Origin of the sequence: Pseudonocardia charpentierae, assembly GCF_031845345.1 — a bacterium.
Classification (GTDB): Bacteria; Actinomycetota; Actinomycetes; order Mycobacteriales; family Pseudonocardiaceae; genus Pseudonocardia; species Pseudonocardia charpentierae.
The window spans coordinates 1-23,719 of record NZ_JAVREJ010000036.1 but is presented as its reverse complement, the minus strand read 5'-3'; the positions used below and the strand labels follow the sequence as shown (position 1 = coordinate 23,719).

General features: G+C 70.3%; 27 protein-coding genes and 1 pseudogene. 20 read left to right on the top strand and 8 right to left on the bottom strand.

Annotated elements, in window-relative coordinates:
- The first annotated feature begins 275 nt into the window (after positions 1-275).
- The 13 genes from RM445_RS29220 (at position 276) to RM445_RS29160 (ending at position 11,304) form a co-directional block, all read left to right on the top strand.
- On the top strand, positions 276-677 hold the full coding sequence (locus RM445_RS29220; protein WP_311560093.1) for a hypothetical protein: 402 nt from the start codon (positions 276-278) through the stop codon (positions 675-677).
- A 38-nt stretch (positions 678-715) separates the two neighbouring features.
- Positions 716-1,324, top strand: coding sequence for a hypothetical protein (locus RM445_RS29215; RefSeq protein WP_311560092.1), 609 nt, complete (start codon positions 716-718; stop codon positions 1,322-1,324).
- Between the two features lie 230 nt (positions 1,325-1,554).
- Positions 1,555-1,998 carry a DUF2382 domain-containing protein gene (locus tag RM445_RS29210; RefSeq protein WP_311560091.1) on the top strand — a complete coding sequence of 148 codons (444 nt, stop codon included), beginning with the start codon at positions 1,555-1,557 and terminating at the stop codon, positions 1,996-1,998.
- A 457-nt stretch (positions 1,999-2,455) separates the two neighbouring features.
- Positions 2,456-2,734 (top strand): hypothetical protein, encoded by a 279-nt coding sequence (locus RM445_RS29205; protein ID WP_311560090.1) that lies wholly within the window; start codon positions 2,456-2,458, stop codon positions 2,732-2,734.
- Positions 2,735-2,848: 114 nt separating this feature from the next.
- Positions 2,849-3,511 (top strand): HAD family hydrolase, encoded by a 663-nt coding sequence (locus RM445_RS29200; protein WP_311560089.1) that lies wholly within the window; start codon positions 2,849-2,851, stop codon positions 3,509-3,511.
- 236 nt (positions 3,512-3,747) lie between these two features.
- Positions 3,748-4,611, top strand: a complete 864-nt coding sequence (locus RM445_RS29195) for a PRC and DUF2382 domain-containing protein (RefSeq protein ID WP_311560088.1) — start codon at positions 3,748-3,750, stop codon at positions 4,609-4,611.
- A gap of 156 nt (positions 4,612-4,767) precedes the next feature.
- Positions 4,768-5,517: a hypothetical protein gene (locus RM445_RS29190; protein ID WP_311560087.1), complete on the top strand. Its 750-nt coding sequence runs from the start codon at positions 4,768-4,770 to the stop codon at positions 5,515-5,517.
- A gap of 1,145 nt (positions 5,518-6,662) precedes the next feature.
- Positions 6,663-7,448, top strand: coding sequence for a PRC and DUF2382 domain-containing protein (locus RM445_RS29185; protein ID WP_311560086.1), 786 nt, complete (start codon positions 6,663-6,665; stop codon positions 7,446-7,448).
- 144 nt (positions 7,449-7,592) lie between these two features.
- Positions 7,593-8,288, top strand: a complete 696-nt coding sequence (locus tag RM445_RS29180; RefSeq protein WP_311560085.1) for a hypothetical protein — start codon at positions 7,593-7,595, stop codon at positions 8,286-8,288.
- 99 nt (positions 8,289-8,387) lie between these two features.
- Positions 8,388-9,230: a TetR/AcrR family transcriptional regulator C-terminal domain-containing protein gene (locus tag RM445_RS29175; RefSeq protein ID WP_311560084.1), complete on the top strand. Its 843-nt coding sequence runs from the start codon at positions 8,388-8,390 to the stop codon at positions 9,228-9,230.
- A 65-nt stretch (positions 9,231-9,295) separates the two neighbouring features.
- Positions 9,296-9,946 carry a hypothetical protein gene (locus RM445_RS29170; protein WP_311560083.1) on the top strand — a complete coding sequence of 217 codons (651 nt, stop codon included), beginning with the start codon at positions 9,296-9,298 and terminating at the stop codon, positions 9,944-9,946.
- 317 nt (positions 9,947-10,263) lie between these two features.
- Positions 10,264-10,569, top strand: a complete 306-nt coding sequence (locus RM445_RS29165) for a hypothetical protein (protein WP_311560082.1) — start codon at positions 10,264-10,266, stop codon at positions 10,567-10,569.
- 240 nt (positions 10,570-10,809) lie between these two features.
- Positions 10,810-11,304: a PP2C family protein-serine/threonine phosphatase gene (locus tag RM445_RS29160; protein WP_311560107.1), complete on the top strand. Its 495-nt coding sequence runs from the start codon at positions 10,810-10,812 to the stop codon at positions 11,302-11,304.
- Between the two features lie 289 nt (positions 11,305-11,593).
- On the opposite strand, the gene RM445_RS32610 is transcribed toward RM445_RS29160, so the two are convergent.
- Together RM445_RS32610 and RM445_RS29155 are read right to left on the bottom strand one after the other, a co-directional pair.
- Positions 11,594-11,731, bottom strand: a complete 138-nt coding sequence (locus tag RM445_RS32610) for a zinc-ribbon domain-containing protein (protein WP_397469431.1) — start codon at positions 11,729-11,731, stop codon at positions 11,594-11,596.
- Between the two features lie 322 nt (positions 11,732-12,053).
- The gene (locus RM445_RS29155; protein WP_311560081.1) at positions 12,054-12,956 is read right to left on the bottom strand and encodes a LysR family transcriptional regulator; all 903 of its coding nucleotides are present in this window, start codon (positions 12,954-12,956) and stop codon (positions 12,054-12,056) included.
- A gap of 84 nt (positions 12,957-13,040) precedes the next feature.
- Here RM445_RS29155 and RM445_RS29150 point away from each other — a divergent pair, with 84 nt between their 5' ends.
- Positions 13,041-14,327 carry a YbfB/YjiJ family MFS transporter gene (locus tag RM445_RS29150; protein ID WP_311560080.1) on the top strand — a complete coding sequence of 429 codons (1,287 nt, stop codon included), beginning with the start codon at positions 13,041-13,043 and terminating at the stop codon, positions 14,325-14,327.
- Positions 14,284-14,763, top strand: coding sequence for a carboxymuconolactone decarboxylase family protein (locus tag RM445_RS29145; RefSeq protein ID WP_311560079.1), 480 nt, complete (start codon positions 14,284-14,286; stop codon positions 14,761-14,763). Before RM445_RS29150 ends, RM445_RS29145 begins: the two co-directional genes overlap by 44 nt.
- A gap of 349 nt (positions 14,764-15,112) precedes the next feature.
- Here the strand turns inward: RM445_RS29145 and RM445_RS29140 are convergent, their stop codons facing one another.
- Together RM445_RS29140 and RM445_RS29135 are read right to left on the bottom strand one after the other, a co-directional pair.
- Positions 15,113-15,265, bottom strand: coding sequence for a hypothetical protein (locus tag RM445_RS29140; protein WP_311560078.1), 153 nt, complete (start codon positions 15,263-15,265; stop codon positions 15,113-15,115).
- 373 nt (positions 15,266-15,638) lie between these two features.
- The gene (locus tag RM445_RS29135) at positions 15,639-16,151 is read right to left on the bottom strand and encodes a quercetin 2,3-dioxygenase (protein ID WP_311560077.1); all 513 of its coding nucleotides are present in this window, start codon (positions 16,149-16,151) and stop codon (positions 15,639-15,641) included.
- A 134-nt stretch (positions 16,152-16,285) separates the two neighbouring features.
- On the opposite strand from RM445_RS29135, the gene RM445_RS29130 reads away from it, so the two are divergent.
- Positions 16,286-19,123 carry an ATP-binding protein gene (locus RM445_RS29130; RefSeq protein WP_311560076.1) on the top strand — a complete coding sequence of 946 codons (2,838 nt, stop codon included), beginning with the start codon at positions 16,286-16,288 and terminating at the stop codon, positions 19,121-19,123.
- A 321-nt stretch (positions 19,124-19,444) separates the two neighbouring features.
- Here the strand turns inward: RM445_RS29130 and RM445_RS29125 are convergent, their stop codons facing one another.
- Both RM445_RS29125 and RM445_RS29120 read right to left on the bottom strand, forming a co-directional pair.
- The gene (locus tag RM445_RS29125) at positions 19,445-19,627 is read right to left on the bottom strand and encodes a hypothetical protein (RefSeq protein ID WP_311560075.1); all 183 of its coding nucleotides are present in this window, start codon (positions 19,625-19,627) and stop codon (positions 19,445-19,447) included.
- A 227-nt stretch (positions 19,628-19,854) separates the two neighbouring features.
- Entirely contained in the window at positions 19,855-20,058 is a 204-nt protein-coding gene (locus tag RM445_RS29120; protein WP_311560074.1) for a zinc-ribbon domain-containing protein, read from the bottom strand.
- A 118-nt stretch (positions 20,059-20,176) separates the two neighbouring features.
- On the opposite strand from RM445_RS29120, the pseudogene RM445_RS32605 reads away from it, so the two are divergent.
- The 4 genes and pseudogenes from RM445_RS32605 to RM445_RS29105 all read left to right on the top strand — a co-directional run.
- Positions 20,177-20,491 (top strand): annotated as a pseudogene (locus RM445_RS32605) (ATP-dependent DNA ligase); the annotation flags it as partial.
- Positions 20,492-20,526: 35 nt separating this feature from the next.
- A complete protein-coding gene (locus RM445_RS29115; RefSeq protein WP_311560073.1) occupies positions 20,527-21,129 on the top strand; it encodes a hypothetical protein in 603 nt (200 codons plus the stop codon).
- A gap of 637 nt (positions 21,130-21,766) precedes the next feature.
- Positions 21,767-22,075 carry a hypothetical protein gene (locus tag RM445_RS29110; protein WP_311560072.1) on the top strand — a complete coding sequence of 103 codons (309 nt, stop codon included), beginning with the start codon at positions 21,767-21,769 and terminating at the stop codon, positions 22,073-22,075.
- 109 nt (positions 22,076-22,184) lie between these two features.
- Positions 22,185-23,174, top strand: coding sequence for a collagen-like domain-containing protein (locus RM445_RS29105; protein ID WP_311560071.1), 990 nt, complete (start codon positions 22,185-22,187; stop codon positions 23,172-23,174).
- 91 nt (positions 23,175-23,265) lie between these two features.
- On the opposite strand, the gene RM445_RS29100 is transcribed toward RM445_RS29105, so the two are convergent.
- On the bottom strand, positions 23,266-23,403 hold the full coding sequence (locus RM445_RS29100) for a hypothetical protein (RefSeq protein WP_311560070.1): 138 nt from the start codon (positions 23,401-23,403) through the stop codon (positions 23,266-23,268).
- A 219-nt stretch (positions 23,404-23,622) separates the two neighbouring features.
- Positions 23,623-23,719, bottom strand: a 97-nt coding sequence (locus tag RM445_RS32600) for an IS3 family transposase (RefSeq protein ID WP_397469430.1), incomplete at its 5' end; no start/stop codon positions are given.

Below are 23,719 nucleotides of genomic sequence, written 5' to 3'. Positions count from 1 at the left end.
CCGCCTCGTACCAGATCGCCGGTGGACCGGTACCACCCGTCAGGAGCAGCTGCGCCGGATCCCGCGGGTTCCTCCCCGGAACGGGTGAACGCCTTCCGGCACCGGCTCTGCACGAGGACCGCGCGGTACGCGGTGTTCCGTCCAGCGGCTCGGAAAATCCTGGTCACCGACGCCGCGGAACCCGGTTCACATCCCCGGGCAGGGGTAGCCCTTACAGCGTAAGCGGCGTCGACCTGGCAGGTCGACCGGCAGTCACTGCAGATCGGAGGCGCCCGATGGTGGCTGGAACCGGACTGCGGGACCGGGAGGTCCTCGCTGCGCAGGTGTCGGCATTGCGTGGAGACGCGGCCGGGCCGGTGGGTGCGTTCGAGCTCGGCGCCTCGGCGGCGTTGTGCTGGCTGCTCGACGGCGGGCCCGGCCCTGTCACCGGAGAGGCCACCGGTGAGGCCACCGGTGAGGTCGCCGGTGAGGTCGCCGGTCGCCCCAACTCGGCTCGGGCGATCGTGCGGGAGCTCGCGGCCGCCGAGGCGCTGATCTACGGGGCGACGCCGGACCGGAGCGACTTCGCCCGGGGTGTGGAGCATGCGCTGATGTGGGCGCAGTTCGTCACGTGTTCCACCCCTGCCGGGACCGCCGTCGGCGGACGGTCCGGCGAGAACGTACCCGGTGCCCGGTAGGCAGCCGGACCGACGTGTTGAGTGAAAGGAAGTCGACGATGGGCCTGCTCGACGAGTTGATGGGCGGCGGGGAGCAGCAACAGTCCTTCCGCGAGTTCGCCGACCGCTACTCCCAAGGCGCCCCGTACGACGGGATCAGTGACGACGAGGCCGTGAGCCGCTACGGGCAGGTCGCCGGGGAGGTCGACCCCGCCACGTATCGAGACTCCGCCCGCGACGCGTTGGCGAACATGGCGCCGGACGAGCGCGAGCTATATGCCCAGCAGCTCGGCACGGCGGCGGACCAGCAGGGAATCGGCCACGGCTGGGACGGCCGGTCGACTGATCCGGACTCCCTGGCGGCGATGACCAGCACCGTCCACCAGCAGAACCCCGACCTGCTGTCGAGCCTGCTCGGCGGCACGGGCGGCGGGGCAGGGCTGGGAAGCCTGCTCGGCGGCGGGGGCGGGCTCGGAGGTCTGCTCGGTGGCGGTGAGGCGGGCGCCGGCGGCGGCCTGGGCGGCTTGCTCGGCGGCGGACAGGGCGCGGGGCAAGGCGGAGGCAACCCGGTGATGAAGGCCGCGCTCGCCGGGATCGCGGCGATGGCCGCCCGCCGCATGATGGGCGGCGGGTCCGGCGCAGGAGGCCTGGGTGGCCTCCTGGGTTGAGGCCGGTACGGCACGCGGGTCGTTCCGCACCGCCGCCGACCAGATCACCGGCCGGACGACCGCCGCTGACCCTCCGGCGCCGGATGACGCTGCCGGTCGGAGACGGCGTTCCGTCCCCGCACGGTTCGTCCCTCTTCCTCCGGTGCCGCTCCTCCAGCACCACCGCCCTGATCCGACGGGTGGGACGCCGTTTCGTCCGACCGGGTGGGGCTCGACAGGAAAGGCACACCATGACCGACCGCGACATCGAGCGGTCCCCGCTCGGGACAGCCCCGCACACGACCAAGGACCGCTCGCTGGTCCGGTCGGAGGAACGCCTGCTGGTCGCCACCGAAGCCGTTCCCGTGGCCCGGGTCCGGCTGCGCAAGTACCTGGTGACCGAGGATCAGACGTTCACCGTCCCGGTCACCCGCGAGGAGGTCGAACTCGACTACGCCGAGATCCCCATGACCGAGCAGATCCCCGACGGCGCGGGGCTCCTCGACGACTTCGTCGAGGTTGTCCGCTACGAGGAGCGCGTCGTGGTCACCAAGCAGGTCGTGGCGGTGGAACGGGTCCGACTGGTCCGCCGCGTGATCACCGCCGAGCAAGTGGTCAGCGGGCAGGTCCGCCGGGAGGTCGTCGACCTCGACCACACCGGCACCCCAGGCCCGACGAGAACCGGGACCCCGTGACCCCCCGCCGCCACGTCAGAGCGGCCACCGAACGACCCACACGCGCCGGGGGCCACCACACGACCCGGCCCTGGCGGCACCCGGCACACCCGGCAGCCATGACCATCTCCTCCGGACCGGCCGTACCCACCCGCACGTCCGGCGCCACCAATCTCGGTCTGGGCAAGTCCGTCGAAGAACCGTGGCAGCAGGAACAGGCGCTCCCGCCCGGGCAGTGCCGCGACCAACGGTGCAAGACCGTCACGGTTGGGCATGACCAGAAGCGATGAACACCGGCCCGCAGGCTCTAAGTATGGACGCGTCGCCGTCCTGTGACACAGCTCACTCAGTCAACAGCGGTCGGTTCGTCCGCGCGGGGTACGCCTTACAACGTAAGCGGCCTCGTCCGCAGCCGCGGATCGGGCCGTCGTGCTGGTGTCTCAGCACGGCTGACGCATCAAGGAGGGGAGTCATCGTCATGACAACTACCGAGCAGGGGTCGGGTGCCAGCGATATTGGTCGCAGCACGATTAAGATTCGCAAGGTCACCCACTGGCAGCCGAACTTCTCGCTGTCCGGCCCCGGGGAACCCGGCACCTATCTGTTCCAGCTCGTGCTCGACAACGGCGCGTCGGAGGTCGTCCTGACGGTCAACGTCGACGACGCCGACAATCTCTTCGACTGGCTCTCCGCGAGCAGCGAGGTCTTCTACGACCTCGAACGCGAGGTCATCGTCTTCGGAGTGCGCCCCGTCTGATCTCGACCGGCCGCCTCGCGGTGCGCGGTGCGTCATGGTCAGCGGCTCGGGTCGACTGTTCGCGTGTCACTGATCTCGTTCACAGTTCGCATCGACAGCACAGGAGCTCAACACGTGGCCGACACTGCGATCTTCGACGTCGATGGCACCCTCGTCGACACCAACTACCAGCACGCCCTGGCTCTCTATCGCGCTTTCCGCCACTTCGACATCACACTGCCGATGTGGCGGCTGCATCGGGCGATCGGCATGGGCGGCGACCAGATCATCGCTCATGTCGGCGGTGACGAGATCGAGCGGCGGCACGGTTCTGAGCTGCGGGAGGCATGGGTCGAGGAGTTCGACAAGATGATCGACGAGGTGCGGCCCTTCGACGGCGCGCATGACCTGATGGAGGCCGTGAAGTCTCGTGGTTTCCGGCTGGTGCTGGCGAGCTCGGGCCAGTCCAAGCACGTCGACCACTTCCTCGACCTGATCGACGGGAAGTCCCTCGCCGACGCATACACGACCTCGGACGACGTCGAGGCCAGTAAGCCCGAACCCGACCTCGTGGCGACCGCGCTGGAAAAGGTGGACGGTGCGTCGGGGGTGATGATCGGCGACTCAACGTGGGACTGCATCGCCGCCGGCAAACTCGACGTCCCATCGCTGGCCGTGCGCACCGGAGGCTTCTCCGTCGAAGAGCTCACCGACGCCGGCGCCGAGCGGGTGTTCGACTCCTTGCGCGAGCTCGCCGACAAGCTCGACGACACTCCGCTAGCCCGATCCGCGCGGTAGTCGGCCGGGGTCGGCGGCCACAACCGCTCCCTGAGCCGAGCGGTCGGCTGCGAGCTGTCCGAGCCGCTCGCCCGTGGCGGTGCACGGCGGTCACTGGGGGCCGCAGTCGGGCCGGGCACAGAAGCACCGCTCGGCCATGCACTGTCATGACCGCGCGGCACCAGCTCCGTCGTCGTTCGAGGACGGAGCCCTGCACGACAACCCACGGCGCACCGCGCCGCGGAAGGGATAACAGCATGACCATCGCCAACATGTCCGACCCGAGCAGCATGACCGGCGCACCCGTCATGGGCGGCGACGGGCAGAAGCTCGGCAAGGTCGACGCGATCTACTTCGACAACGACACCGACCGGCCCGAGTGGGCCGCGGTCAAGAGTGGGCTGTTCGGCAGCCACGTCTCCCTGGTGCCGCTGTCGCAGGGCACCTGGAACAACGGCACGCTCACCGTGCCGTTCAGCAAGGACGCGCTCAGAACCGCCCCGCACCACGACCCCGACGCCTCGATCAGCCCGACCGACGAGGACGAGCTCTACCGCCATTACGGCATCTCTAGCAGCGGGTATGACTCCACCCGTGGGGACGGCGTCGTCGACTCCGGCCGCACCGACACGGTCACCACCGGCCGCGACCGCCACGACCGCGCCGACGAGACCGGCATCGTAGGCCGCGACACCTCCGGCCCGACCACGGACGACGCCATGACCCGCTCCGAGGAGCAGCTCCGCGTCGGCACGGAGACCCGCGAGGCGGGCCGCGCCCGGCTGCGCAAGCACGTCGTCACCGAGCACCAGCAGACCACCGTGCCCGTCTCGCACGAGGAGGTCACCCTCGAACGCGAGCCGATCACCGACGCCAACCGCGGCGACGCCTACACCGGCCCGGCGATCTCGGAGGAGGAGCACGAGGTCACGCTGCACGCCGAGCGCCCGGTGGTCGACACCGAGGCCGTCGCCGTCGAGCGGGTCCAGCTGGGCAAGCAGACCGTCACCGAGCAGGAGACCGTCAGCGGCGAGGTCCGCAAGGAGCAGATCGACCTCGACACCGGTGATGTCACCACCACTGACAGCACTCGGCGGCGGCGCGGTAAGAAACGCAACTGACCGAGTTCGGTTCTGGTCCGTCACGCGTCGTGGTGGGTGCGTCGTGCGGCTCCACGGCCTCCCCGTAGTACCGCCAGGGCAGCCAACTGGTATCGACGCTGCCCCGGCTGACGCCCCGTTTGATCAGCTTCTACTTCACGACGCGAGGATCTCCTGATGTCAGAACGCAACACGCTCGTTCGGAGCCTCCACGACCTCGGCCTTAGCGCCTGGTTCGGTGGCTCCCTCGCCGGTGCGGTCGCCGTCAACGGGGCCGCTGCCGACGTCACGGACCCGGTCCAGCGGCTGCGGGTCGCCAATGCCGGTTGGGCCCGCTGGACACCGGTCAACGCCGCCGCGATCGGCGCGCACCTGGTCGGCGGGGCCGGGCTGCTGGCAGCGAACCGCGGACGCGTCGCGGCGCAGAGCGGGGTGGGCGCCTCGACCACGGCCAAATTGGCGGTGACCGGCGCCGCGCTCGCGGTCACCGCCTACAGCCGCGCGTTGGGCAAGAAGCTTCAGCAGGCCGACGGGGTTCCGGTCGAGGGCGGGACCGACCCGTCCCCGACCACGCCGCCCGACATCGCCAAGATCCAGAAGCGCCTCGCCGTCTGCCAGTGGCTGATCCCCGCTCTCACCGGGACCCTCACGGTCCTCACCTCGCTACACGGAGAGCAGCAGCGACCCGGCCAGCAACTGCCGGGGGTCTCCACCAAGCCCGGGAAGTTGCTGCGAGCCGCAGGCACCGCCGCTACCGGCCCGGTCGGCGCTGTCAGCGCCATCGGCGCTGCCGCGACCCGCGCAGCCGCTGCCGGCGCCGCGCGTGCCGCACATGCCGCACATGCCGCACGGTCCGCCCGTGCCACCGACCTCGACGCCAATACCACCGAAGCCGCCGACACCACCGATACCGATGCCGTCGTCTGAGCTAGCCCGCGTAAATTCCGATCAACTCGCGGCGTGACGACACGGTGGACGACGTCATCGAACGGCTGCTCGCCGCCGTTCCCCTCAGACCGGACCGCGACCGGGATCGGCTGCGGGAATGCACCGAGGCCACGCAGACGGTCGCACAGGCGGCGATGCCTGGCCGAGGAGATGGTCGACGAGCTCGCCGACTGCGCACGTCGACCGACCGGTGAGCCGCACCGGCCGCCAGATCGGGCGACACGCCAACGGCTTGATCAGCCACGGTATCGCCGTCGGCATCGGCTATTACCTCGCCCAACCCGACGGGCAGCGCCGGTTGACTCAGCTACGTCAACGGCCGCGGTCACGCAGAACCCGCAGGCCGCACGACTGCAGGAACGGGGAAGGGAGCTCGTCGGCGACCACGTCCGCGCCACCCGGACGGCACTCGCAGCTAGGCACGCCAAGACCGACCTCACCACCAGCGCCGTCACCACGACCGACGTCGTGACCGCCAACCTCCCGGGGTAACAGTGGTCGCAGCCGCCGGGCGGTCGTGCTGCTCGACGTGCACCACCGCCTCCATCGGGCCGGCACACAGCTGATGCTCCTCGGCGTTCCGCCCAGGGCCGCCGCCCCCCACCAGTCGGTCCGCAACCGGTCCCCGATCTCCCAGCCGGCGTTCTCTCGAAACTCCACCGCCGAGACAGATGGAGGTCGACGGCACCGAACTGCGCCGCGGAGCGCTGCAATTCTCACGACCTGTGAGGAGCACCGGCACGGTGCCGCACCGGGCCGGCGATTCTTGGTGAACGCCCCCGCACCACTTCCCCAAGCCCGAGCTACCCGGCGACCGACAGGGCAGCGGTCGATGAAACGGCTGAAGGTGACGCGCTGGGCTTCCCGGCACTGGGCATTTGCGGTGCTGCGCATGCCCGTTTCCACCGCATCGCCCATTCATCGCGCCCTGATCTTGTGTCTGAAAGATCGGCAGAGAAAAGGCGCCGGGCGTCGCGGGACGATCCCCGGGTTCGCCCCAGTCATGACTCGGGTCACGTGGCCTGCGGGTTCGGCGCAGCCTTATGGGGTAAGCCTTACGACGTAAGGCTGGCATGGAATGCACCTCGCCGGCGTGCACCGAACGATCAAAGGGGAACGGCGAGATGATCACTCAGGACCAGCTGCGCAACGTGGTCGGGGCAACCGCTTACGACCGTAACGGGGACAAGATCGGCAAGGTCGGTCAGCTCTACTACGACGACGCCACCGGCCAGCCGACGTGGGTCACGGTCAACACCGGTTTCTTCGGCACCCACGAGAGCTTCGTGCCGGTGTCGGGCGCGGATTTCAACGGTGGCCGGGTTGCGGTGGCCTACGACAAGGCCAAGGTGAAGGACGCTCCGAAGATCGCCGAGGACGGTCACCTGTCGCCGCAGGAGGAGCAGCAGCTCTACCGCTACTACGGGGTGGACTACGGCGCCGGCCAGACCGCAGGCCGGCAGGCTGGGCGTGACGCCGCCGACAACGACGCCCCCGGCACCGTCGGTCGCGACACCTCCGGGCCGACCACCGACAACGCGATGACCCGCTCGGAGGAGCACCTCCGGGTCGGCACCGAGACCCAGGTTGCCGGCAAGGCGCGGCTGCGCAAGCACGTGGTTACCGAGCACCAGCAGACGACCGTGCCGGTCTCGCACGAGGAGGTCACCCTCGAGCGCGAGCCCATCACCGACGCCAACCGCGGCGCCGCCTACGACGGCCCGGCCCTCTCCGAGGAGGAGCACGAGGTCACGCTGCACGCCGAGCGCCCTGTGGTCGACACCGAGGCCGTCGCCGTCGAGCGGGTCCGGCTGGGCAAGCAGACCGTCACCGAGCAGGAGACGGTCGGCGGCCAGGTCCGCAAGGAGGAGATCGAGCTCGACACCGACGGTCGCACCGACCGCCGCTGACCGGCTCGACCGCTGGGGCCGGTGGGCAGGGAGCTGCCCGTCCACCGGCCCCTTCAGCCGCGGGCCCAGCCGCGGACAACCCAGCACTTCACCTGCCGTCCCGACGGCACATCACGAACGACAGCACCATCGGAGGGGAACGACATGACCGCGAATGCGGACACCGGCGCCACGAGAGCCGACACCACCGGCAACGGGGCCACGAGCCACAACGCCGAGCAGAGTGCCACCAGCCACAGCGCCACAGGTCACGGCGTCTCCCGCGCCGGAGTCGACACCGACGACCGCTCGTGGACACCGCCCGTCAACACCGACGTGCGGCACGACCGCATCCGTTGGGGCGCGGTGTGGACCGGGGTCCTGACCACCCTGTCGATCTACATCGTCCTGCAGCTGCTGTTCTTCGCCCTGGGCTGGCTCGACCTGGGCATCAACGGCGCCGGCGGCAGCACCCGGGCGATCGTCAGCGAGGTACTTGCCCTGATCGCCTTCTTCCTCGGCGGCGCCGCTGCCGGTGCCTCCGCACTGTGGCACCGGGCCAACGACGGCATGGTCAACGGCGTAGTGACCTGGGCGGCCACCGTGATCGCCCTGCTGGGGATCGCGCTCGTCGGTGGCGGCGCCCTCGTCGGATCGCTCGCCGACACCGCCACCCAGTTCGTCGACCTGCGGGCCGCCGGCGCCGGCGTCGACCTCACCGAGGCCACGCGCAACGCCCAGCAGACCGCCGGCGCGACCGCGCTGGGCCTGGGACTGTCGATGGTCGCCGCCGCCCTGGGCGGCTCGATCGGCGCCAAGCTGTGGCCCGGCCGCGGTCACCGCGACGCCCACAGCCGCTGACCGAACAGCCTGACCGAACACAGCAGCACGGCCCGGTACCGCGGTCTCACGACCCGGTACCGGGCAGCTGCCGTAGCCAGTCGGCGGCGCCGCCCTGGATTGCACTCGCACACCGCCTCAGAACGAGCGCCGGCAACGACCGACCCCCGGCGAGGCTTCGCCCTGCGCGAGCTGTGGATCAGGCGCGTCGAGCGAGGGAAGGAGGCGGCGACGAGTACCGAGCCGAAGGCCGCCGACACGGCGCGCACCGGTCCCGGGGCGCCCGGCCGTCCGCCCCTGTCTCGCAAGCGGATCATCGAGACCGCGATCGACTTCGTCGACCGGCGTGGCCTGATAGCGCTGACGATGCGGCGCCTGGGCGAGGAGCTCGGAGTCGAGGCGATGTCGCTGTATGGCTACGTCAACGGCCGGCAGGACCTCCTCGAAGGCATCGTCGACCAGATGGTCGCCCACCTGCACCTGCGCCCCGGTCAGGCACCGCTGCAGCCGACCGACGGCTGGCAGGTCTACCTCCGCTGGCTCGCCCACGGCGTCCGTGAACTGAGCCGCACACACCCCAACGCCTTCCCACTGCTCGCGACACGGCACCCGGCCGCGCCGTGGCTGCGACCGCCGCTGCGCAGCCTGCGGGTCGTCGAGGAATTCCTCGCCATGCTCAGCTCGAAGGGCTTCAGCGACGTTCGCGTGGTGGTGGCCTACCGGGCCTTCTCCAGCTTCCTACTCGGACACCTCCTGCACGAGGTCAGCCTCCTCAGCGTCCAGGCCTCTCCGGCCGAGAAGCCGCCGGAGGAAGCCGAGGCCAAGGATTCTCACGCCAACCAGTCTCTCGCCTCAACAGGTTCCAGCACGTCAAACGACTCGAGGTCGAACTGTCCGAAGACCGCGCCGCGCCAGAGTTCGAGCAAGCACTCGAGGACCTGCTCGACCGACTCAACCGAATGATGACCGAGCAATGACAGTCACATCGCCGCCGGTGGTAAGCCCGGCAGCCATCTGGAAGGACCGCGATGAGCCATCCAAAATCCGACACGACCGGGGCGACGCGCGCGCAGGCGGCACGTAGGCGCAAACCCTGGTGGCTCTGGGCGCTGCTCGCGCTGCTCGCGCTAGCACTGCTGCTGCTCGGGTTGACCCAGTGCGGCAACAGCGACGACCCCGCAAGCACCGCAGCCGGAACCACCGGTTCGACCAACACCCCAGCGCCTGAACTCGACGCCGCCACCGGCGGGCCTAGCCCAGCCGGGCTGCCGGGCGCCGCGGCTGGGGCCGGAGCGGTCGTGCAGGGTGCGCTGACCGCGGACGGCACCTCGCTGCTTCCGGTCGCGCAAGTCGCCGGGCCCAATGGGGAGCTGACCTCTCAGGTCGGTAGGACGGCCACCGCCCGCGGGGTGCTGGTGCAGTCCGTTCCCGCCGACGAGGGCTTCTGGGCCGGGACCAGCGAGACCGACCGGGTGTGGGTGCAGCTCAGCGGCACCGGCGAGTCCGGCTACGTGGTGCAGCAGGGCGATCGCGTCGACTTCACCGGCCCGATCGCGGCGCACGACCCCGGCTTCGCCGCCCAGGCCGGCGTGGACCCCGCCGAGGGTGCTGACCAGCTCGACCAGCAGGGATCCCACATCGAGGTGGCCAAGTCCGAACTGCGGCGCAGCGCCGCGTGACCCGCCGAGTTGTGCCCTGCAGCGTTTCCCCTGACCGCGCCGGACCGCAGGCGCTGACGAATCTGAGCGGTGTCGGTTGGTTGACCGGTCGGGGCGCTGGGCATACCGACCTCGAGGACGTGAGTCGCTCTGTCGCTGGGGAGCGGGACGAGCGACTACTGGGCCGGGGGTGCGTCTCGGGGACGCACCCCCGGCCCGTTCATTGGTGGTGCACTCAAGCCGTCGGTTGTCGGAACGTAGTCCGGGGCGTGGCCGCCGGGCCGGTGGCAAGGCTCACTGCTACGCAGGTCGACGGCCGCGACCGGTAGCTTCCGGGGGTGAGCGGGGACAACGATCTGACCGCAGTATGGGAGGCCGTGCTTGCGCACGTCATCGACGCCGCGCACCTGGCCATCGGTGAGCAGCTGTCCGTGGTGCTGGACGACGCGGTGCGCCCGCTCGGGCTCACCGCCGACGTACTGGTCGCCGACACCGCGCAGCGCGTCCTGACCAACCTGCGGCCGGCTCCGGGCGCGCAGCTCGAGCTGGAAGGCACCACGGCCGGACCGGACGCGCCTACCAACTCGGGGAGATCCTGCCCGGAACCGGTGCGGATGGCGCGCTGGTGCTGTGGGTGCCGGTGATCGACGGCACCGACCGCCTGGGGGTGATGCGGGTCGGGTTCGACGGCCGCAGCGCCACGCTAGATGGGGTGCGCGAGCACGTGCCGCGATCGCGACCAGGTCGGTCTCTCCGCTACTGCCACAGCAACTCCGAGGCCGCCGAGAGCGTCCCGTTGCTGCGCCACCGCCGTAGCCGGTCGCTGTTGACGGTCTTGGTCGCCACGATGTGGCCCATCAACCCGGCCAGGGTCCGACGAACTCATCGCCGCACAGCGGGGTCCACTGCAGTTCGCCACTGCGGTCCTGGCCCGGCTCGACACCGCCACCGGCGTGCTGGAGTACCTCAACGCCGGGCACATGCCCCCGCTGCTGGTGCGGGACGGCAAGGTCGTCAAAAGCCTGACCGGGCCACACCGGCTCCCGCTGGGGGTGCTCACGGCAACAGCCCCAGGACCGGCGCTGGTCGTCCGCGAGCAGCTCGAACCCGGTGACCGGCTCCTGATGTACTCCGACGGCATCACCGAAGCCCGCGACGAACACGGCGCGTTCTTCGGCGAGGAGCGCCTGGTCGAGCTGACCGAGCACGCCGCGGCGGCGAACGTCTCCGCGCCGGAGACGTTGCGCCGGTTGACCGTCGCCGTGCTCAAGCACCAGCGGGGGCAACTCCAGGCTGACGCCACACTGCTGCTGGCCGAATGGTCTCCCGCCGGCCATCTGCGCATGTTCCCCACACTGGAGCCTGTCGACCACCTCTGACACAACGGCGCCGGCCGCTACTCGCTCGGCGTCCGGTGGAAGCCTCGGCCCGATCGCGATTTGTCACGAGCGCCGGCCCGAACCGCGGCAGCGGCACCATCCGCAGCGAGGTCTCGGTCTTCCCCGTATACCGGTGGCAGCGGGACTCAGGTTCTGCCGTTGGCCGCGCGAATCCGCTCGCGGTGAACCCGACGAAGCACACGACCTCGTCGCCCGCTACCGGAACCTCGACGACCCGGCCCGAGCCGACGAGCTCGAAGGTCGGCTCAGCGGCCACTCGCGATTCGGGTCAGACCTCGACGGCGGTACCGCAGACGCTGCAGGCCTCGAACAGCCGACGTTTCCACCGCGCGACCGGGACGAAGAACACGGTGAACTGCCTGAACTCCCGGATCCGGGTCTGCTGCGTGGTGTTGTGGCAACGCAGGCAGGTTCGGGTCCCCCCCGGGCCGAGGTGCTGCTGTTTCGTGCCGAGGCCGAAGACGAAGAAGGCGCCGAGCCGTGCCCGGGCCGCCGGCGCCCCTGCCGCCAGGAGGTCGTCACGCTCCAGGTCGGGATGCCGTCGAGCACCCCGTCGTCGTCATCCTGACGACACCCAAACCCGGCTCTATGTGTGCGCCCGAAGGGATTCGATCCTCATCTTCTGAACCTCACAGAAGCACGCCATGACTCCACGCCGTGCAGATGCACGAGGGGCCAGCCCTACGTCCGGCGCGCCTGGAGAGGCGGACGCGACTGTTTCGATGCGGTCATCGAGTGGCTGCTCGGCCTGCAATCGTCGCGGCCCGGTGGGGCGGGAGCGTGGGTTCGGCCAGCATCTGCCGTAGCGCTGTCACCGCGGGTGGGGTGTCGGCGCGGCGCCAGAGGAGTGGCGTGACGACCTGAGCGTGCGCGCGAGGCAGGCAGTGGCGTTGCACGTTGGCGGCGTCGAGTACGTCGAGAACCGACTCGGGCATCACGGCTACCCCGGTGCCAGAAGCGACACAGGCCACGATGGCGTGGTACGAGGCAAGCTCGAGCACGCGTCGGCGCTGGAGACTGCCGGGCCCGAGCCAGCGCTCGAGCACCCGGCGGTATGCGCACCCGTGAGGGAAGGCGATGACCGAGTCGTCGCACACGTCGCGCGCCGAAGTCACCGGCAGATGGGTGAGCGCGGTGATGACGACCAGGGTCTCGGCGAAGAGCGGCAGGTGGTCGAACACGGACGAAGCAGGGGCCTCGGCGACGAAGGCGGCATCGAGCCGGCGCTCGGCCATGGCAGCGGTCAGGACGTCGTTGGTGCCCGTGGTGAGCTCGACCCGCACATCCGGGCAGACGCGGTGAAACCGCGCCAGCACCGCGGGTAGGCGGCTGGCCGTGGTGCTCTCCAGGGCGCCCAACCGCAACACCCCACCCGGCCGACCGGCGACGGCGCTGCGCGCCTCGTCGGCGAGCCGCAGTAGGCGGTCGGCGTAATCGAGCAGCCGCTCCCCCTCGGCCGACAGGTGCAGCCGCTGCCGCTCGCGCACGAACAGCCGCACCCCCAGCGCGGCCTCGAGATGCTGCACCCGCGTGGTCACACTCGACGGCACCCGGTGCAGCTTCCGCGCCGCGGCCGCGATGCCACCCTCCTCGACCACGGTCGTGAACACTCGCAGGTCAGCGAGCTCCATGCCCAGACCTTTCTCATCTCGAGAACGAACGGTTCTCCGATCATCGCTGTCGTCGAACGTCAAGCGAACCTAGCATCCGGGGGCGTGCGTGCCGCCCTCGCTGGTTTCCTCGCCCTCGCCGCGGCCATGGGTATCGGTCGGTTCGCGTTCACCCCGGTGCTGCCGCTGATGCAGCAGCAGTCGGGCCTCTCACTCGCTGCGGGCGGCATGTTGGCGGCCGCGAACTACGCCGGTTACCTGGCCGGGGCGGTGGCGTGCACGCTGTGGCGACCGCGCCGTGTGGTGCTGGTGCGCGTCGGCCTCGCGGCCGTTGCGGTGCTCACCGCCGCGATGGCCCTGGTGCCGAACTTCTCAGGCTGGGTGTTGCTTCGCTTCGGCGCCGGGGCTGCCAGCGCCGCGGTGTTCGTGGGCGTCTCCTTGCTTACAGTCGCCGCCGGTAGCTACGCCGGCGTGGGGTCGGGCATCGCGCTGGCCGGGCTGCTGGTCCTCGCGGTGGGACAGCTGGCCGGGTCCGCGAACGCGGCCTGGATCGCGCTCGGTGCCCTCGCCGCAGTCCTGGCCGCGACGGCCTGGCGGCCAACGCGCGAACAGCCGCCCGCGCCGCCGCGCACTCCCGGACCTCCCGAACCTCTGCCCTCGTCGGCTCGACCCACCCCGACCGCGACGCCGCGCCGGCTCGTGCTCTGCTACGCCGCCCTTGGCCTCGGCTACATCCTGCCCGCCACGTTCCTGCCCGCCGCGGCACGCGATCTGGTACCCGACCCCGCCGTCTTCGGCTGGGTCTGGCCGATCTTCGGGGTCTCCGCCGCCGTATCCACCCTTGCCGCGGCCCCGCTGCTGCACCGCTACGGCCCGCTGCGAGTCTGGGCGCTCGCCCACACGGTGATGGCCGCCGGCGTGCTGGCGCCGGTGGCGCGGCCGGGCCTGCCCGCAGTCGCGGTGGCGGCGGTGGCCGTGGGTGCCACCTTCATGGTCGCCACCCTCGCCGCGATGCGGGCCGCCAGGCAGGTCGCCCCCCGGGCCACCCGTCTCATCGCCGCCATGACCACCGCGTTCGCGGTCGGGCAACTCGTCGGTCCGCTGCTCGTCCGCGGCGATGACCTCGCCGCTCCCAGCGTGCTCGCCGCCGCGGTACTACTCGCCGCCGCCGCCCTCCTCCTTCCCCACCGACTGAAAGGACACCGCCGTGACGACCCCACCCACGACGCCGGCCACCGACCGGATGCCCCCGCTACCGCTCGAGACGATGGACCCCGACCAGCGGGCGGCCGCCGAGGAGCTGATCGCCGGCCCGCGCAAGGCGGTACGCGGGCCGTTCATCCCACTGATGCGCAGCCCCGAGCTGCTGACCCGGATACAGAAGGTCGGTGAGGTACTGCGCTTCCACAGCGTGCTGCCCGCCCGGCTCACCGAGCTCGCCACCCTCGTCGTCGCCCGCACCTGGACCCAACAGTTCGAATGGACCGTCCACGTCCCACTCGCCCTGCAGGCCGGCGTCGCACCCCAGACCGTGGAGGCGCTACGCCACGGCCGGCGACCGCCCGCACCACCCGACGACGAGCGCCGCGTCATCGACCTCGTGCACGAACTACTCACCCACCACGACCTCAGCGACGCCAGCTATGACGACGCCGTCACCGCCTTCGGCGAGCGCGGCATCGTCGAACTGGTAAGCCTCGTCGGCTACTTCACCATGCTGTCCATGATTCTGAACGTGGCACACACCCCACCCGACACCACCGACGTGCCGCTGCTGCCACCCTTACCAGCGCAAGCAAGCGGCGAGGGACTCGAACCAATAACCTGACGGATCTGTGGTCCGCTGCTCTACCCGGTTCATTGGCGGTCAGCTGTTATACGTTGCGGCAGGTCGAGCAGGTTGTTCGTACTCGGGCGGGTCGCCCGTGATCTCTTGTGATCGGTCATAAGCGTGGGGCATTCCGCGGGCCCGCCGAGGATTATGCCACGGCCGTGTAGCAGGACCGAGAGAGTGCATCACGCTAACCCTGTGATTCACGAGCCCGTCTACTGATCTTCGGTGGGCTGGCTGCGCCCGGGCTCCCCAAGACCGGGCGCACCCGACGGACGGAACTCGTTCGCGTTCGCGTCGGGCCGCCGTGGCGCCGCCTCCGCAGCCGGCGCCCGGCTCGCCGTGATCAGGAGAATTCGGACACCTTGCCGTGGAGGATCCGGAACTGCCACTCGCCGTTGTACACGTCGCCCGTGTAGACGGGCCCCGTCCCGCCTGTCTGCTCGATGTTGACGAGCTCGTCCCCGTTCTCACCACCAGGCGCAGCTTGGCCTGCCACGCCCAGGCACCCGAGTTGATGACCTGCAGCCGGACGTTGTAGTCGCCGTCCTGCAGGTCGCGTAGGAACTGCCGGGTCTCGCCCAGCCCGACGCTGACCACGCGCCGCGCGTTGATGAACAGGTGGGCGTCGTCTTAAGGACCGAGGTCCACGAGAAGGTTGGCCACGCTCATGGTGATGTCCTTTCGTTGATCAGAAGGATTTTTGCCAACCCAGATTGACAGCGACGTGAATGCCATGATCGGCGTTGCACGTAATTTTTGCGGTTCCGCACCAAGTACGTAGTGACGGGCCGCCTTCTGGCGCTATTGTGGCTGGCGCAAGCGCACGGCGTCCCCGGTGTGGCCAGACTGCGGGCAGGCTTGGCTCCGTGTCAGACAGTAGCCTCGTCATGTGGAATGGGCGGCGGGCCAATCATTTCGACGCCGTATTCGCCCATCACTCGGATCAAGGCTTCGATGTCAGGCGGCCCCTCCGCGGGCGAAGGCACAGTGAGGGTGGTGGCGGGTTCACCGGTCGCGAAGAAGAACCGGTCGAATCCGCCGGGTGTCGACATCGCCAAGAACTTCGCCCGTTCGGACTCGACGCAAAACGCGTGGGCGATCTCCCGGGGCGCCCAGAGGAAGCTTCCCGGCTCGGCGCGGATGACCTCGTCACCCACGTAGACACTGAGCGCTCCCTCGAGCACGAAAATCCCCTCGTCCTCGCGGGTGTGGCGGTGCACCGGCGAGGCATAGCCCCGCTCCCCCACAATCTCCTGCATCCAGAACTGCCCGCCAGTCGTCTCACTGGTGGCCTTGAACGTGGCCAGGGCACCGAGATGCCACAGCGCAGGGCCCTCCCCCGGGGCGAGGCCATAGGCGCTAGCGGTGGTTCGAACAGTCACTTCTCGTCCTCCTTGTCAATGGTGGGTGAAGGACAAGCTTGTTTGGGTCCGGCGGTTGGGCCATCGGGGCGAGTACGTAGTTAGCGCGCCCCGACTACGTATCCCCGACGCCCAGCGAGTCCTACGCTGTCGAGGTGTCCGCAGTGCGCTGTCCGACCATCATCGGAAGGAGCGCCGAGCTCAGCGCGCTGCAGGCCGCGGTCGCCGCCGCCCGGCTCGGCCGCGGCGGCACATTAGCCCTGGTGGGTCCCCCGGGGATCGGGAAATCGCGCCTCACACGCCAAGCGGCGGCCACAGCCCAGGCGTGGGACATGCCCGTGCTGGTCGGGCGCGGGGTGGAAGCGGGCGGCAGCACCGCATTCCGTCCACTCGGCGAAGCCCTGCTCGCCGGCCTGCGCCGAAGACCGGAGCCGACCGACCCCGAGCTCGTGCCGTTCCGTCCGGCGCTCGGGCGATTCATCCCCCAGTGGCGCACCGCGACGACGGGCGACGACTCGCTCGTCGTGCTAGGCGAAGCCGTCCTCCGGCTGCTTGCCGCCCTCGCCGGCGAACATGGGCTGGTACTGGTACTCGAAGACCTGCATTGGGCGGATCCCGAAACGCTCGCCGTCCTGGAGTACCTCGCGGACAACCTTGCCGAGGAACGCGTGCTGCTCCTTGTCACCACCCGCGACGAGCACTGTCCCGCCGTAGGGCTCGTCCGCGCCCTGGCCGAGCGGCATACCTGTTCGGAGCTGACGCTCGCATCCCTTGACATCAGCGAAGTCGACGCGATGGCCGTGGCCTGCCTGGGCGCGGACGTGCCCACTGACCTGCTCGCTGTCCTGCGCCGCCGGACCGGAGGCATACCGCTGCTAGTCGAGGAGCTGCTCACCGCCGGCGCAAATTCAGCCGCGGTAGTCCCGGCCACGGTGGCCGAGCTCGTCGCAGGGCGGGTCAACGCCCTGCATCCTGCACACCGCCGCTGCGTGGAAGCCGCGGCAGTGCTCGGCGCACGGTTCGACTGGCGACTGCTGCCATCGATGGTGCAGACCACCGACGCCGACGTTCACGCGGCGTTACGGGCCGCCATCCGCGCCGGGCTGGTACAAGCCCAGCAGGGTGACCGCTTCACGTTCCACCACGCTCTGAGCCGTGATGCCATCCTTGATGCCCTACTGCCGCCCGAGCGCGTGGAGTGGGCGCGACGAGGCTTCGCGGCGGTGACCGCCTCGCACCCCGAACTCGACAGCGAATGGGGTGACCTGGCCGCGGACCTCGCCCTGCGCGCCGGCGACGCCGAGCGTGGTGCGGTGATCCTGGTTGAAGCAGGCCGCCGCAACCTGGCCCAGGGCGCTCTCGCCTCCGCGGAAACCGTCCTTCGCCGGGCCGCCGCCCTCGTCGCGAAGGACTCGGCGGTCGCGGCGGACGCCGACGAGGTCCTCTCTGAGGTGCTGGTCCAGGCGGGCAAGACGGACGACGCGGTCACCGTCACGACCCGCATCATTCGACGGTTGCGGCGGACGGCCGGGACACACCGGGCGCTCGCGGAAGCGCACCTGCGCCTGGCCCGGGTACACGCGACCGCGGGCGAGTGGACGGCGGCGGCTGCACAGATCGACTCTGTCGACCCGCACAGCGTCGATGAGGATCTCCGGCTGCAGATTACATTGGCGGCGGCTCAGGTTGCGTTAGGCGGTGCCCGGTTCGACGATGCACGTGGGCTGGCGACGAACGTGTTCGGTGCGAGCGAACGCGCTGGGGCATGGGAGGTCATGTGTCAGGCGTTACTCGTGCTGGGCCGGATCGCCCGCCGCGGTGACCTCGCGTCGTCCGAGGAGCTGTTCGAGCGGGCGCAGGCGGTCGCCGAGAGCGCCGGACTCGCCGTCGTGGCCGCCCGCGCACTCTACGAAATCGCCATCTCTGATGCTCAAGAGAGCCTGCGGTTGGACCGCCTCGACGCGGCCAGGGAACGGGCAAGGTCGTTAGGCGATATCGCGGCCGTGGCGGTGCTGGACCTGCAACGCGCCGCCACCTTCGCCACCCGGTGGGAACCGGAGCCGATGATGGAGGCGGTGCGGCTGTGCGTGTCGGCGTCCCGGCGCTTCCGCCTTGCGACGTTGCCCAAGGCGCTGGTGTTCGCCGGGGTAGCGCAGATCGACCTGGGACGGCCCGCGGAGGCAGAAACTTCCCTGGCCGAGGCGCTACGGCTGGCGCCGGAAGATTTGCACCTGCTGGGCGAAGTCTGGGGAGTCCGCGCGCACGCCTCCCTCACCGCCGCGGACAACAGCCGCGCGCTTGAGCACCTCAGACGAGCGATGCAAGCCTATTCCCGCCAACCCAACGAGGTGACAGGTTCCCCCTGGATTGGTCTCTGGGTGCTGCTGAGCCTGGTCGCCGACCCCAACCTAGCGGTCCCGCCGTCACCACCCGATCCAATAACGAACCGGTGGAACCGCGGCCTCATCCGATTCGCCGACGCCGTCGCACTCGGGCGTACCGGCGACGCGGTAGCGGCCGCAGCGGCCTTTGCCGAAGCCGACTCGCAGTTGCGCAAGCCGGTCGACGTACTGTGGCACCGGCTCCAAGCGCGGCGGCTCACCGCCGCAGCCGCCATCGCCGACGGCTGGGGCGACCCGGTGAAGTGGGCGTCCGAGGACCTCCCCCTGCTGGAGGCCCGAGGGCAACAACAGTTGGCCGCAGCGGTACGTGGACTGCTCCGCCGGGCCGGGGCCGTCGTGCCCCGCCGCGGACGCGGCAACACCAACATGCCCGCGACGCTGCGTGCGTTCGGCGTCACCAACCGGGAGGCCGACGTTCTCGTCCTCGTCGGTGAGGGCAGAGCCAACCGGGAGATCGCCGAGCGCCTGTTTCTCTCACCACGCACAATTGAGAAGCACGTCGAGCGGTTGCTCGCGAAGACCGGTACAAGACGACGAACCGAACTTGTGGCGTATGCCGCGCGTATCCTCGGCGCTCCGCCCGCGAGTTAGGCCTTTACACGTTGCCTGAAGCGATTACAGAACTTCTCGTTCTTGAACCCCGTGGCGATCCACCCACTGATCCAGGAGTCGATCGTTAGCGCGACGTCTCTCTCTACAAAACGCGCGGATTAAAAGATGGCTGCGTCGAGCCCGTTGGGGTGAACTGGCATCTCAGAGCTGTTGGTGGTAGTGGCTGTCGTGGCTGCGCTGCACACCAACGACAGGGCTTCATTGACAGAGTCATTGACAGGTGTCCGTCCAATGGACGATTGGGGCCCCGCGATCTCCGACTTCGACACGGTGTTGGGTGCGGGCGGAGCGCATGGCTTGTCAGCGCCGGAAGGCCTGGACGACGAATCCGTTGCGGGTTGCGATGCGGATGCGGTCGGCGTTCAACTCGGCGTCGACGATCGCGTCGGTGTCGAGGGCGACGACCTGGACCTCGAAGCCGTCGGCGCGGTCGAGCTGGGCGACGTCGTCGGCGGGACGACCGGACATGGTGTCGGTGGACACGTGCGGGGCTCGCCAGCGTCGTGGTGTGGCCGCGTCGGGCTGGTCACCGGCTGCGCGGTAGTGGGCCGCCGACGTAGCGGGACTCAGGTTCTGCCGTTCGCCCCACGAATCCGCTCACCGGTGAACCCAACGAAGCACACGACCTCGTCGCCCACTACCGAAACCTCGACGACCCGGCCCGAGCCGACGAGCTCGAAGGTCAGCTCAGCGGCCACTCGCGATTCGGGTCAGACCTCGACGGCGGTACCGCAGACGCTGCAGACCTCGAACAGCCGACGTTTCCACCGCAGGACCGGGACGAAGAAGACGGTGAACTGCCTGAACTCCCGCATCCGCGTCTGCTGCGTGGTGTTGTGGCAACGCGGGCAGGTTCGGGTCTCCCCCGGGCCGAGGTGCTGCTGTTTCGTGCCAAGGCCGAAGACGAAGAACACCGCGCGAGTGTAGGACGCCGAGCCGTGCCACCGGTCGTCGGCGCCTCCGCCGGCCAGGAGGTCGTCACGGTCCAGGTCGGGACGAACCGAAGTTCGACGGCTTCCGCGCCCTCGCCTTCTGCCACCGGCGGGGCGGGGTGGGGTTGCAGTCGCGGCAGCTGCGCCCACTCACCGGCGCCTTCCCGACATCACCGCCACCCTCACCAACCTCCATGGGCTGGGGAAGGGCGGGGTGGTCCTCGACGGGGAACTCGTCGTCTGGCGGGCCGGCCGGTTGGACTTCGCCGCCCTGCAGGACCGGCTCCGGTCCGGCCCCGCCCGCGTCTGCGAGCTCGCTACTGCTGCACCGGCGGCGTTCGTGGTGTTCGACCTGCTCGCCCACCGCGGCACCGATCTCCGCCCCCTCCCCTACCTCGAGCGGCGGGCGGCGCTGGAGAGACTCCTCGCCAAAGGCCTGCCGCCGGGGTGGTGCTCGCCCCCGCCACCACCGACCCCACCGTCGCGCACACCTGGCTGGGCGGGCACACCGCCTCGGGCATCGAAGGGGTCGTCGCCAAACGGGCCGACCAGCCCTACCGGCCGGGGGTGCGGGGCTGGCAGAAACTCCGCACCCGGCTCACCGCCGAGGCCGTCATCGCCGGTGTCCTCGGTCCCCTCCAGCAACCGCGGGTGCTGCTGCTCGCCCGCCCCGGCCCGCACGGCCGGCTGCAGGTGGCCGGGCGCACCGTCGACCTCACCCCCACCCTCGCCGCCACCATCGGCGCCGCCCTCCGGCCTCACCTCGGCCCTGGGCATCCGTGGCCGGGGCTGCTGCCCCGGTCGCGGTGGGGCCGCGGCCCTGCCGAACCGCTGGCCTACACCCAGGTGCGGCCCGAGGTGGTGGTGGAGCTCGTCGTCGACCCCGCCGTCGACGGCCCCCGCTGGCGCCACCCCGCCACCCTCGTCCGGCTCCGCCCGGACCTGCACTCCACCGACCTCACCACCGGCGGCCCCACGCCCGCGGCGGCGGCCCTGCCGACCGGTCTCGGCGACGAGACGATAGCCGGCGGCGACCGCGCGCAGGCTTCCTGACCGGTCGCTACCGGGCTGCCTCCTGCCCAGCGTCCCGGTTGGTGTCCTCTCTGGTGTCGCCAAGGCTGGCGAGCTGAACGTGCTCGGACAACGCGGCCAGCGCGGCGGGCCAGCCACTGCCGCTCCCGCTCGTCCATCCCCGCCGTGAGCCGCCCGACCGTGTCGGCCAGGCCGGGGAGGGCGGCGGCGACCGCGTCCGGGATCGGCGCGAAGTCGATCCCGCGCTCGGCCGCGACCCGGCCAGCGCCTCCTCCACCCCCGCCCGCCAGGCGTCGGCTCGTGCGGCCGGTGTGGGCCCGCGGTTCTCCTCGTCGCTCCGCACCCCGCATGCTCCCGCACCCCACCGCTGCAGTGCCCGTCGTTGTCCACAGCCCGCCCGGGCTGTGGACAACACATCGCGGCCCGCCGCGGCCACCCCGATCTGTGGGCGCGACGACCCAGCAGATCAATTACCGGGGTCAACGTTGTAGGTCGGAGCCACTTGCAAACTCATCAGATCGGTGGGCGCAAACCTGTTGCGACAAGGGTCTCCAACGTGGCAGGTAAGGCCGGCGACGCCTATGTTGGGAGACGTTGCCGAATCGATTCTGTAGCTCCGTTCCGAGCTGCGCTTCGGCACCCGATCATCGGATGTTTCTTGACCGTCAACACCCCCTCGCACGCCCTCTGCGACGACACCGCGATTGGTTCCGTCGCCGGCTCGGTGCGGCCTCTCACTACTAGCATCACCGAGACGACGCCGGCCTCCAAGACGACGGCGTTCGCCGTCTACCTCGTCGCCGTCCTCGGTGTGCTTATCGCCTCCTGGCCCGTCGGTGACTCCGACGGCCGCGGTGCCATCTTCCTCGCCGATAAGGCGTGGTTCTACGTCACGCTGCTGACCGTTGGATACCTGGTCAGCCGCGGGCTGGCCAAGGCCGGCAGCCGCGCGCACCACGACGCCTGAGCACCGCCCGTTCGCACCTGCGGGCCCGGCCCGTCCACGTTCCGGACGCGTCCGCCGCGGCCCCGACCGGCTCACCGCCGGCCACTTGAAATCTCGAGATGAGGCATTGATGGAGCAGTCACCAAACACTTCCACAACCGACGGACGCGAGAACGAGGGCAACGTCGACGCCGCCCTCAGCGTGGTCGGCGAGAAGGGCCCCCGCGGCGATCAGGGCTCTACGGGTCTCGCCGGCCTCATCGCCGACCGGGCGCGGGAAATAGCCGCTTCGTCGAGGGCCGGCAGTGACCTGGACAACTGGCTCACTGCTGAGCGCGAGGTGCTGACCCGCTCCTCGGCTCGGACGGGCGAGCGCGGCGACCAGGGTCCCACCGGTCTCACCGGCGACCAGGGTCCCACCGGTCTCACCGGTCTCACCGGTCTCACCGGCGACCAGGGTCCCACCGGTCTCACCGGCGACCAGGGTCCCACCGGTCTCACCGGCGACCAGGGTGCAACCGGCGACAAGGGTGCAACCGGCGACCAGGGCCCGACCGGACTTCCCGGACTCATGGGTGAGCGCGGCGCGCAGGGCCCGACGGGCTTGACCGGTGCCCAGGGGCCGGCCGGTCTCATCGGCAAGCAGGGCCCGACCGGCGACCGGGGTCCCACCGGCTCCGCCGGCGTGCCGGGTCCGCGCGGCGAGCAGGGTCCGACCGGCGACAAGGGTCCGGTGGGTGAGCAGGGTCCGGCCGGCGAGCGCGGCGAGCAGGGCCCGCGTGGCGAGGACGGGCTCCCGGGCGCGCGTGGCGAGCAGGGCCCCCGTGGTGAGCAGGGGCTGCCGGGTCTTCCCGGTCCGATGGGCCCGGCCGGTCCCGCCGGCCCTCCCGGGCCGCAGGGCATCCCCGGCCCGCAGGGCCAGCAGGGCTGGGCTCCCGAGCCCGCCGTACCGGCCAGGCAGGTGACCGGCTGGACCGTTCCGTCCAACGGCGCGCCGACCAAGACGCCGGACGCCGTGCAGGCGTGGACCGAGTTGTTTGGCAGCTTCGCCGGGCTGCAGCGTCAGGCGTGGGCCAACGCGCTCACGGCCGCCGGCGTGCGGCGCCCGAACAGCCGCTGACCGACCCGCTGTCCGTGTAGTACCGCCGAGGGGCGTCCTCCTCAGGAGGACGCCCCTCGCGCGTTCACCGTACGGCCCTCCGGCGGCACGGTTAATACTCCAGCGGTGGATCGCCGCCCGCACCGTTGAGCTCGGGCGCGTGCAGATCGACACCGATGTCGTCGCGGCCTGTCGTCTCCATCCAATAGCGCCCAGCCGGCTCGGCAGACGACCAGTCGTTGATCCTCACAGGAGGATCCTCGCGCAGGGTTCCACCGCAGCGTCATCAGGCGTGACCGCACCGGAGGATTGCGATGAGGTGACTGGGTCCCGTCCGGGAACCCTGGCTGAAGGGTCAGCACGGCGCCGGATCACCCGGCAAGACGACGGGGCCACGCCTACCATTGAGTTGTTGTCCCGGTCCCCGACGACGTCACCGTGGAATGTTCCCGATTTTATTGACATCGGTTTAGGCTGCCAGGTCGGTGAGTTTTCTGAATCCTAGCTCGTATTCGACTGGTGTCAAGTAGTCGAGAGTGGAGTGCCGCCGGCGGCGGTTGTAGTAG